This window comes from Flavobacterium psychrotrophum (assembly GCF_003403075.1).
Classification (GTDB): Bacteria; Bacteroidota; Bacteroidia; order Flavobacteriales; family Flavobacteriaceae; genus Flavobacterium; species Flavobacterium psychrotrophum.
In genome coordinates this window covers 1,981,974-1,994,192 of the sequence record NZ_CP031557.1, presented here as the reverse complement: position 1 = coordinate 1,994,192, position 12,219 = coordinate 1,981,974, and the positions used below count along the sequence as shown (strand labels likewise).

6 protein-coding genes are annotated in these 12,219 nt (G+C 39.5%); all 6 read left to right on the top strand.

Annotated features, from left to right (window positions below; genetic code table 11):
• Positions 1 to 38 precede the first annotated feature (38 nt).
• Positions 39 to 2,783, top strand: a complete 2,745-nt coding sequence (locus DYH63_RS08630; protein WP_116788429.1) for a ligand-binding sensor domain-containing protein — start codon at positions 39 to 41, stop codon at positions 2,781 to 2,783.
• A gap of 243 nt (positions 2,784 to 3,026) precedes the next feature.
• A complete protein-coding gene (locus DYH63_RS08625) occupies positions 3,027 to 6,110 on the top strand; it encodes a SusC/RagA family TonB-linked outer membrane protein (RefSeq protein WP_116788428.1) in 3,084 nt (1,027 codons plus the stop codon).
• Between the two features lie 13 nt (positions 6,111 to 6,123).
• Positions 6,124 to 7,542 (top strand): RagB/SusD family nutrient uptake outer membrane protein, encoded by a 1,419-nt coding sequence (locus DYH63_RS08620; RefSeq protein WP_116788427.1) that lies wholly within the window; start codon positions 6,124 to 6,126, stop codon positions 7,540 to 7,542.
• 79 nt (positions 7,543 to 7,621) lie between these two features.
• Positions 7,622 to 8,998, top strand: coding sequence for a glucoamylase family protein (locus tag DYH63_RS08615; protein ID WP_116788426.1), 1,377 nt, complete (start codon positions 7,622 to 7,624; stop codon positions 8,996 to 8,998).
• 3 nt (positions 8,999 to 9,001) lie between these two features.
• Positions 9,002 to 9,706, top strand: coding sequence for a carboxylesterase family protein (locus DYH63_RS08610; RefSeq protein ID WP_116788425.1), 705 nt, complete (start codon positions 9,002 to 9,004; stop codon positions 9,704 to 9,706).
• 36 nt (positions 9,707 to 9,742) lie between these two features.
• Positions 9,743 to 11,989, top strand: coding sequence for a glycoside hydrolase family 3 N-terminal domain-containing protein (locus DYH63_RS08605; protein WP_116788424.1), 2,247 nt, complete (start codon positions 9,743 to 9,745; stop codon positions 11,987 to 11,989).
• Positions 11,990 to 12,219: the final 230 nt, after the last annotated feature.

Below are 12,219 nucleotides of genomic sequence, written 5' to 3'. Positions count from 1 at the left end.
GCTAAGTTTTTAACTTTGACATTTTAAATTAGTTAGTAATGAAAATAAGGCATATTGTATTACTTATATATATAGTTTCTTGTTTTAAGGCAGGTGCACAGCAATTATTGCCCTTTGTAGAAAACTTTACAAAATCAGAATATCAAGGTGATAATCAGGTGTGGAGCGTGGTACAAGGTAACGACAACGCTATGTATTTTGCCAATAACCATTTCTTTTTGCGCTACAACGGTGTAAAATGGGAGAAATATACATTACCAAATAAAACCATTATCAGGTCGGTATATTCATTTGGAGACAAAATTTATTCAGGTTCTTATAAAGAGTTTGGGTACTGGCATCGTAAAAATGGTTTTATGGTATATAAATCATTATCTGAAGATGCTATGTTTGCCGGTTTTTCAGGCAATGAGGAAATCTGGAAAATATTTTCATTCGGAAAAAATATTTGTTTTCAGTCTTTCAATGCGCTTTATGTGTATGATGGTATTAAAACTAAGCGCATAAATTTTCCGTCGCAAATCTCATATTGTTACCCAATTGATAATGAGGTGTATGCTGCTACAACCCGCGAGGGTATTTTTGTTTTAAAAAACAATAAATTTATTCCGGTTAGCGGCTGGGGACAACTAAAAGGAGGAATCATACATGGCATAGAAAAGCACAACGGAGAAATTTATGTGTTTACAAAAAATAACGGAGTGTTTAAAGGTGATAAAGATAAACTTGTTCCCTGGCAAAATCCGGTAAATTTTTATGTAAAAGAGGCTGTAATTCTTTCTTCAAAATTTATTGATAAAACTAAGTTAGCCATAGGTACTTCCCGTCAGGGGTTATATATTGTAGATCTAGCATCAAATACATACATAAACATTAACCGAAAAAATTCCCTGAAAAACAATGCAGTGTTAAGTATAGCGCTGGATAGAGAAAATGACCTTTGGCTTGGGCTTGATAATGGCATCTCTCATGTAGAGGTAAATTCTCCGGTAAATCTTTTTACAGATAATTCAGGCTTACTTGGTTCAGTATACTCACTATCATCATTATCAAATACCGGATACCTGCTAGTAACAAATCATGGTATTTTTACATATAAAACCAGTGTTTTAGAACCCATTCCTAATACTCAGGGGCAAGTTTGGGATGTATATAAAAATGGCAATAAATTTATTTTGGGGCATAACGATGGCACATTAGTATATGATGGAAATGTGCTCAAAAATGAAAGTCCGGTAAATGGGGGGTGGAAGTTTTTAAAGAGCAGGTTTGATGGTGTTTATTTTCAGGCAAATTATGCGGGTATAGCGGTATATAAAGATATCAACAAGCTATCTGAGTATAAAATGTTGGGCAAAATTGAAAAGCCAATACGCAACATTGCCCAAAACCATCCCGGAGAATTATGGGCAGCAGACAATTATAAAAGTCTGTATAGAATTACATATGATGAAAATTTAAACGTAAAAAAAATTCAGAATGTATCTGCAGATAATAATATTAAAGGAGACTTTGGCGTAAAACTGTTTAATTTTAAAGACCAGATATTGTTTTTTATAAATAATATTTGGTATACATACAATAGTCTTACCGGGAAATTAGAAAAAAATACACTGTTTAATTCTTCTTTTGGCAATGTTTCAGATATCATTCCCATTGACGAAGATACTTTTATGGTATTTAAAGATGGCTTATTGTACAATGTAAATCAAAAAGGTAACGATTTTTTATGGAAGCTGCTCCCTGAAAAATATTATCAGGGACGCCTCATTATAGAAAATATACAAGTATTTGCCGAAGCGGGAAAGCTTGTTGTAAACCTGGATGATGGTTTTGTTGAAATAAAAAGAGATATTCCAATCAAAAAAAATGCAGCCCTCAAAATAGAAGCATTTTATGAAGGTAAGTATGTTACACCTCAAACCTCAATAAAATATAATCACTCATTAGAATTAGATGTAGTTTCGCCATGGTTTGGTTACAACCGCGCCGATTTACAATATCGTTTTAACGGTGGCAGGCTTCATGCAGTAAATTCAGGAAAAATAATATTAAATAACCTTGCAAGTGGCAGTCATGATATAGAGTTGTTTGCTAACAATGGATTGCACCCTCTAAAATTAACCACATATAAGTTTACCGTTGATAAGCCCTGGTATTTTTCATTATACATGATAATGGCATATGTTGCATTTACGGTATTGGTTTTTTATCTGTACTATAAATGGAATCACTTTAAATATCTCCAAAAAGTGCGCCTTAATGAGGAAGAGTTGCGCCACCGCACTCAAATAATAGAATTAGAGCACGAAGCTGAAATCAAATTGCGTAATCAGGAGTACGAAAAGCATTTACTTGAAACAGAAGTTCAGACTAAGGCCAGCGAAGTAGCAGGTAAATCATTAAGTATTGCTAAGCATAGCGAAATGATAGAAAGTATACAAGAAGTTCTTGAGTCGGAAAAAAACGTAGATAGGTTGGTGACTAAAATTAAAAAGGTCATTAAAACAAGTACTATAAGTAAGAATGAATGGCAGAGTTTCGAAAAAAACCTTATCAAAAGTCACGAAGAGTTTGTTGCCAGACTTACTGAAAAATATCCGGTTCTTACCCCAAAGGACATAAAGCTATGTATCTATTTAAAGATGAATTTATCTTCTAAAGAGATAGCACCACTAATGAATATATCTTTTAGAGGGGTAGAACTTCATAGATACCGTTTGCGAAAAAAACTAGAAATAGGAACCGAAGAGAGTCTGTCGCGCTTCATGATTAATATTTAAAGATGCTCTAAATTACATTTCGTCGTAATTTTTAACGGTTTGTTAAGAATCTTTTACTCATCAATACTACATCATTATATGTTTTATTGATGTAATACAATAAATGATAAGTTATTGTATTTTAGTTTTTTATACTGTTAAATGTTGTTAATGATGTAGTAGTGATAAGTGGTAAATGTTACAACTATAACGTTTTAGTCTCGTATCTTCGTACTACTAACTTTTTAACAATAGTTCAAACTTATGAAAAACTTTATTTTCGGTTTTTTGTTGCTCATGTGTGGCATTAGCTACGGGCAGCAGATTACAGGCCAGGTAGTCGACGATAGCGGCATGCCCGTGCCTGATGTTTACATTACCGTAGCCGGTAGCCCGGCAACTGCCTCGGCAGACATCGATGGTAATTTTAGCATTGCCGCATCAGAAGGAGCACAGCTTACTTTTGCAATGATTGGCTTTGAAAATGTAACAGTGGCTGCGACCACATCTCCAATGAAGATTTCGCTTAAAACAAGTGCAGCTTCAAACCTTGAAGAGGTTGTGGTTATTGGTTACGGTACTCAAAAACGTTCTAACCTTACAGGCGCAGTAGGTACTGTAAAAGCGGATCAGTTTCAGAAACAGCCACAATTTAACGCTATGCAGTCTATACAGGGTAAAGTTGCCGGTGTGCAGATTGTTACTAACGATTCACCCGGCGCTACTCCTACGGTTCGTGTAAGGGGACTTGGTACAGCTACTGCTGGTTCTGGTGTCATTTATGTAGTTGATGGTACTGTTACCGGTGATATTAGTAATATTAATCCAAGTGATATCGCAACTATGGATATCCTTAAAGATGCCTCATCTGCGGCTATTTATGGTAGTAGTGCTGCTAATGGTGTTGTACTTATTACTACAAAAAAAGGTAAAGATGGTAAAATGAACGTATCTGTAAATTCTACATTTGCAGCGAGGTCAACTCTTAATCAGGTAAAAATGGCTAATGCAAGCCAATATGTTCAATATTATAATGAAAATCAGGCTACATTAGCTAATCCAGTATATCTTTCAGCTAATCAGCCTTACAACACTAATTGGTATGATGAATTGACAGACGTTGGTACTTCTACAAATAATAATGTTGCTGTATCTGGCGGTAGCGATAAAGGTAACTACTATTTTAGCTACAATAATTATGCAGAAGATGGTATTCTCGATAGCAATAAAATCAACCGTAATACTATCCGTTCTAATACCAGCTTTAATTTCTTTGATAACAAGTTAAAGCTTACTCAAAATCTTAACTACACGTATACAAAAGGTAATCCTAAGCCATTTAGTGCTTTTGATGAAGCTTACAGGCAGGCACCAATTGTTCCTGTACGTTACCCAAGCGGGCAGTGGGGACAAAGTTTCTATAATCAAACTACAGGTGTAGTAGGTTACCAAGCTGGTGCTGGCGAAACTATTGGCCAGTTAAACTCAATAGGAAACCCACTTGCATCAGTAGCATTTACTAATGAAGAGACTAAAACGTCTCAAATACAGGGTATGTTTGACGCAGAACTTAAACTTACTGACTGGTTAAAAGTTAATACAAGGTTAGGTATTACAAAAAGCTATTCACGCGGCCTTATTTATAATGATACCCGTGGCAGGTGGCTTGCAGCAGATCCTACAAGGACTGATGCTCAGTATGATGCTTTTCAGGCTACTGCAGGCGAGGGTGTATATACTTATGCAAACAACTCAATTACTGCTACTAATGTAGAAAGCTTCCGTTATAACTGGGATACTTTCCTTACCGCTAACAAATCTTTTGGCGATCATAATTTTACAGTAATTGCTGGTTTTACAAAAGATAAAAGAGGTGATGTTATTACAACAACACAAAGCGGTTACAATGTTCCTACTGCAAGCCAAAACTGGAATATGCATTTTGCTCAGGGAGCTACTACAGATGAATTGTATGCCACACCACAACAAATACTTTCTTATTTTGGTAGGGTACAGTACGATTACAATGAAAAATATTTCCTTACAGCAAATATAAGGAGAGATGGTAACAGCCGTTTTAAACAAAATGCTGACTATTGGGGTACTTTCCCATCTGTATCAGTAGGTTGGGCACTTACTAAAGAAAGTTTCTTAAGTGATATTAAAGGCCTTGATTTCATCAAAATACGCGGAGGTTATGGTCTGATAGGTAATGCTGATATTGGTTTTGCAAACGCTACGTCATTCCTGGCAGGTGTTGGAAGCCAAAACTATAACTATGTATTTGGCCCTAACCAAACTTTAGTTTTTGGTGCTTACGCAGGTTCTCCGGCACAGCCCCTATCATGGGAAAAAACACAAGAGGTTAACGCTGGTTTAGATTTTGAACTTATTGACAGGAGGTTAAGCGGTAGTGTTGATTATTACAACAGGCTTACTACAAATGCTATATTACAGGTTAATCCTGTAAGGACAAGCCCTTATGCCGATTCATTCTATGACCATGGTGCAGAGATACGTAATAAAGGTTTCGAACTTGCGCTTAACTGGAAAGATCAAGTAGGACAAGACTTTAGCTACTATATTGGCGGTACATTAGGTACTAACAAAAATACTCTTGAAAGTGTAAAACCTGCTTATGATGGTCAAACCGGCGGTAGCCTTGCAAATGGCCAGATAACTAAGCGTCTTCAGGAAGGCCAGGCGGTATATTCATGGTGGATGTACCAGGCAGACGGAATTTGGCAAAACCAAACTGAAATTGACCAGTCTGCACACGTTACAGGTGCACAACCGGGACAAATAAAGTATAAAGACTTAAATGGTGATGGTCAGATTGATGACAGGGATAAGAAATTCTTTGATTCATACCTTCCTACTTACACTTACGGTATCAACATTGGCTTTGCATGGAAAGGTATTGATTTATCAGTAGATGGATATGGCGTTGGAGGTAATAAAGTATATAATGGCCTTAAAAGTACACGTATAAACGGTGGTGAAAATGTTACGGCAGATTCATTTAACGGACGTTGGACAGGAGAAGGTACATCAAATACTAATCCGGGAGCAAACCGTACAGCAATTGCATCAAGCTACTACCTTGAAGATGGTGCATTCTTCAGAATAAACAATATTACCTTAGGTTATACCTTTAAAAATATAATTAAAGATATTAACAAGATCAGGATATATGGTACAGCCCAAAACCCTTTTATGTTTACAAAATATTCAGGCTTTACACCTGAGATAAACAGTAATGGTTCTCCAGCCCAGACTACAGGTATTGAGCTTTCTGCTTACCCTAGCCTTAAAACATTCTTAGTTGGTGTACAAATCGACCTATAATTTAAAAATAGTTATGAAAATACAATATAAAAGTTTAATATATATAGCATTAGGAGCTACATTGCTTACAGCATGTGACGATTTTCTTGATGTTAAACAATCTGACAGGGTTGACGAAGATGCAAACTCTTATGCTCCTGAACAGTTTGTAAACAGTACCTATGGTATGCTTACAGAATGGGACTACGCTTTCTCATACCTTGGCATTACAGAGATACTTTCGGATAATGCTGACAAAGGGAGTTCTCCTAGTGATACAGGTGGAGATAAAGACCAGCTTGATAATCTTACTTTTACAAGTAGTGCGGGCTCTTTTGATGCCATGTGGACAAACTGGTATAAAACAATTGGCCGTGCTACCTATGCTATTGAGTTTACAGAAAAATATGGTTTGACAGATGATGCATATAAAAATCGCCTTGTAGGTGAGGCTAAGTTTTTAAGGGCATTACACTATTTTTGGCTTGTTAGGGGCTGGGGAGATGTGCCTTTGCAACATGTAGATTATACAACACGTGCTCCTAAAGCAGATGTTTATGCATTTATTGAGCAGGACCTTTTAGATGCAATTGAAAAGTTACCTCTAAAAAACCAGTATCAGTCTTCTGATCTTGGCCGTGCAACAAAAGGAGCTGCTCAGGCACTGCTTTCAAAAGTATATTTGTATGAACAAAAATGGCAGCAATCTTATGATATGGCCAATACTGTTATCAATTCAGGCCAGTACAGTTTAGAATCTGATTATGCTGTGCTTTGGAGGGCTTCTTCTGAAAACGGAACTGAATCTATATTTGAGGTTCAGGCTCGTGGAGAAGCAGTAGCACATGGTGTACAACAATATACTCAAACCCAGGGTGCACGTGGTACCAGCGGATGGGGATGGGGCTTTAACACGCCTTCTCAAAATCTCTTAGATGCTTATAATGCAGAAGGTGATGCTATCCGCAGGGATGCTACTATCATTTTTGCAGGTGAGACACTTTATGATGGACGCGAAGTAAGCGCATCGGTAGAAAACCCAATGTATAATGAAAAAGCCTATTCTAGTGCCAATGCCGGTGCAGATGATGCTGATAAAAACATTCGCATATTAAGGCTTGCCGAAATTTATCTTATTAAAGCAGAGGCTGCGAATGAACTTGGCAATACAAGCGAAGCACTTGCTGCGCTAAATATTGTAAGAACAAGGGTAAATCTTCCGGCTTCTACAGCTGCCGCAGGTACATCTCTTAGGAATGCTATCTGGAAAGAGCGCCGCCTTGAGCTTGGTTTTGAGCACGACCGTTGGTTCGACCTTGTGCGTACCGGGCAGGCACAGTCTGCAATGACCGCTGCTGGTAAAAACTTTATTGTGGGCACACATGAGTTGTTCCCAATACCGTACAACCAGTTAATACAAACGCCTAATATGGTTCAAAACCCGGGCTATTAATAAATTTTTGAAATCATCCTTCCCTTTGCAAAAAGGGAGGGATATTTTTTTTGCTATGAAATTCAATACATCAGTCAAAATGCTAAAATCAATATATTTCCTGCCTCTTTTATTAATCCTCTCATGTAATTCTGCCGACACGAAGCCGAGTACAGGTACTTCGCCCGAAAATCCTTCTGCGCAGCCGCTTACAGATGAGCAATTAATGGATGTGGTAGAAAAACAAACATTTAAATACTTCTGGGATTTTGCCGAACCTAATTCGGGGCTGGGGCGTGAGCGCTACCATCCGGATGGCAATTATCCTGATAACGATGCTAATATTGTTACCACTGGCGGTAGCGGCTTCGGGCTTCTGTCTATCATCGCGGCAGATTCAAGGGGTTATATTACCCGTGCGCAGTTTATGGAACGCATGGCTAAAATAGCTACATTTCTTGAAAATGCTGACCGTTTTCACGGCGCATGGCCACACTGGATGAATGGTGAAACCGGAAAAGTTAAGCCTTTTGGTACTAAAGATAATGGTGGCGACCTAGTAGAAACGGCCTTTTTATGCGAAGGCATTATCTGTGTACGCGAATACCTTAAAAACGGTACTAATGAAGAAAAAGCACTTGCCCAAAGGTTTGATACCCTTTGGAAAGGTGTAGACTGGGACTGGTACCGCAATGGTCAAGATGTGTTGTACTGGCATTGGTCTCCTGATTATGCCTGGGAGATGAACTTCCCGCTTCAGGGGTATAATGAGTGCCTTATTACTTATGTGCTGGCAGCAGCTTCGCCTACACATACCATTACCGCGGCACCGTATCATGAAGGATGGGCCAGAAGCGGTGGCATTGTTTCAGGCAATACAAAATATGGTATTCCGCTTATTTTAAAACATAATGGTGCAGAAGAGTTTGGCGGGCCTTTATTCTGGGCGCACTACTCTTACGCAGGTTTAGACCCTCATCAGCTTACAGACCAGTATGCTAACTACTGGGATCTTAATGTGAACCAGGTTAAAATAGATCATCAGTATTGTGTAGAAAATCCGCGTGGCTTTGCTGGCTACGGTAATAATTATTGGGGGCTTACTGCTTCTTACAGCCGTAATGCCGACGGTACTACAGGATATGATGCCCATATGCCAAGCAATGATAAAGGTGTTATCTCGCCTACTGCTGCTGTAAGTTCTATTGTATATACACCTACAGAAAGCCTTGCGGCAATGCGCAATTTTTATGAAAACCACAGCAGCCTGCTTTGGGGGCCTGCCGGTTTTTATGATGCACACAGCCAGCAATACAATTGGAGTACCAAACGTTACCTGGCTATTGACCAGGGACCTATGGCCGTTATGCTGGAAAACCACCGTAGTGGCCTGCTTTGGCAACTGTTTATGAACGCTCCTGAGGTTAAACAAGGGCTTGTAAAATTGGGCTTCCACTCGGGTAAATATAATTTCTAAGGCATGGCAAAATTTCATATTACTTTACTAGCGCTGGTTTTTTCGCTTACTGGTTTCGCCCAGAAAGATGAAAGCGGATTGTTTAAAACAGAAATAACCGTAAAAAAACAGCTGGGTTACGCATTGCATGTGCCTGAGAATGCTAAAAAAGAAAAGAAGCCCCTTATTGTTTTCCTGCACGGATCTGGAGAGAAGGGTACTGATATAGAAAAAGTAAAGATTCACGGGCCATTTAATTATCTTAAAACCCACAGTATAGATGCTTTTGTGCTTGCACCGCAATGCCCTGAAGAAGAGTACTGGGACAGCGAGGTACTTTATAAACTGATACAAAAGGTAGCTAAGGATAACAACATAGACCCTAAGCGCATTTACCTTACAGGCCTTAGTATGGGTGGCTGGGGCGCATGGAATCTGGCTTTTGCACATCCGGATATGTTTGCGGCATTAGTGCCCATTGCAGGCTTTGTAGACCGTGTGCCGATGATTGAAAATTGTAAGATCGGCGAAATTCCTATCCGCATTTTTCACGGCCTGCTCGATGATGTTGTAGACGTGCAGTACTCTGAAGTGATATATAAAAAGTTACAGCCTTGTGCTAAAGATATAAAGCTTACCATTTTTGATGATGCCAACCATAACAGCTGGACAAGGGTATATGATGATCCTGCCATTTATGAATGGATGCTGAAACAAACAAAACCATAAACATTTAGTTCTAAAAAATACAAAAGAAGAAAAAGAATGAACAAAAGAACCCTATTGCTGCTTTTAGCCTGTACCACCGTTACGGTATATGCGCAAAAAGGCAAGAAATCTAAAGTTGTTATAAAGCCACGCACAGAGTTTGTTACCGAGCTAATGGGCAAGATGACTGTTGATGAAAAGATAGCGCAATTAGTACAGTTTACTGCCGATGGTACCGTTACAGGGCCTAAAAGCGGAAGCAACTTTATAAATGAGATAAAAAAAGGAAATGTAGGTAGTATTTTAAATGCTACCAATGTGCAATATACCCGCCAGATACAGGAAGTGAACCTGGCAAATTCGCGCCTTAAAATTCCGTTGTTGTTTGGCTATGACGTTATCCACGGGTACCGTACTATTTTCCCAATTACGCTGGGCGAAACTGCATCATGGGATTTAAATATTGCACGCATAGCATCTGAAGTTGCTGCTGCCGAAGCTGCCGCATCTGGTGTACACTGGACCTTTGCCCCAATGGTAGACATTAGCCGCGATCCGCGTTGGGGGCGTGTGTCTGAAGGTGCAGGGGAAGATACCTACTTAGGCTCTAAAATGGCATTTGCCCGTGTAAAAGGTTTCCAGGGTAACAGCCTTAAAGATCTTAATACCATCCTGGCCTGTACCAAGCACTTTGCTGCTTATGGCGCTGCTGAGGCCGGTCGCGATTATAATACGGTAGACATGAGCGAGCGTTTGCTTCGCGAAACATACCTGCCGCCGTTTAAGGCTACTGTAGATGCCGGTGTTGCTACATTCATGACATCGTTTAACGAAATTGCAGGTGTGCCGTCTACAGGTAACAAATGGCTTGTAAACAATATCCTAAAAGGTGAGTGGGGCTTTAAAGGTTTTGTGGTTACTGATTATACCGGTATCAACGAAATGATTCCGCACGGTTATGCTAAAGATGAACAGCACGCAGGCGAACTTGCGCTTACCGCTGGTGTAGATATGGATATGGTAGGAGCCGTATTCCTAAAATATACCAAGAAAAACCTTGAAGAAGGTAAGGTTACTCAGGCTGAAATTGATGATGCCTGCCGCCGTATACTTGAAGCAAAATACGACCTGGGCCTTTTTGAAGACCCATACCGTTATAATGATGCCAAACGCGAAAAAGAAACCATTTACAAAAAGGAGTTTCTTGATGCGGCACTTAATGCTGCTAACAAATCAATGGTATTGCTAAAGAACAGCAACAACGTGCTTCCGCTTAAAAAAGAGCAGAAAGTTGCTTTTGTTGGTCCGCTTGTAAGCGATGAGTACAACATCATAGGTTCATGGGCTGCGACTGGCGACCGTAACGGTTATGCAGTAAGCGTTCAGGAAGGGATCAACAAATTTATTACAGATAAGAGTAAAGTATCGTTTAACAAAGGTGTTGAGATAAAAGATACCAAGCGCGATAACATACAGGCAGCACTTAAAGCAGCTGCAAACGCTGATGTAATTGTGGCCGTTATGGGGGAGTTTGAGAACCAGACGGGCGAGGCTGCCTCTCAGGTAGATATTAACCTGCCGGGCATCCAGAAAGAATTTTTGGCAGAGCTAAAAAAACTGGGTAAACCGGTTGTATTGGTATTGATGAATGGCCGTCCGCTTACATTAGGCTGGGAGAGCGAAAACATGGATGCTATACTTGAAGCCTGGTTTCCGGGAACTATGGGTGGCGATGCCATTGCACAAACACTTTATGGTGTAAACAACCCAAGCGGTAAACTGCCAATGACGTTTCCGCGTAGTGTAGGGCAGGTGCCTATTTATTACAACCACAAAAATACAGGGCGCCCATATCTTGGAGCTTCAGACCCTGAGCAAAAATATAAGTCGCGCTATACAGATAGCGATAACAGTCCGCTATATGAATTTGGTTACGGACTCAGCTATACTACATTCAGCTATGGTAACCTGAAACTGTCTACACAAAAGCTTTCGCCGAATGGCAAACTTAAAGTAAGTGTAGACGTTAAGAACACAGGTAATTTTGACGGTGAAGAAGTAGTGCAGCTATATGTAAAAGACGTTGTAGGATCTGTAACACGCCCGGTGCGTGAGCTTAAAGGCTTCAACAAAACACTGATTAAAAAAGGAGAAACCAAAACTATTGAGTTTGAACTTTCTCCGGACGATCTTAGGTTCTACAATATAGATATGAAGTTTGTAGCAGAGCCGGGAGATTTTGAGGTATTTGTGGGCGGAAGCTCTAATGCCGATTTAAAAAGCACATTTGAATTAGTTAAATAGAGTGTTCAGGGTTGAATTTGGGAAAGGGCTGCCTGTAATGGGCAGCCTTTTTAATGAGATTTTTTACCGGAAATATTTATTAAAGATTTTACCACAAGGGGCACTAAGATTTCACTAAGGCCACAAAGCTGTATGGTGAAACTCATAAATTAAGAACACAAAGCTTTGTGTCCTTTCAATATAAATTATGGGAACAGCGTTGTGTCCCTCGTGAAAAGGCCTGGTGTTCC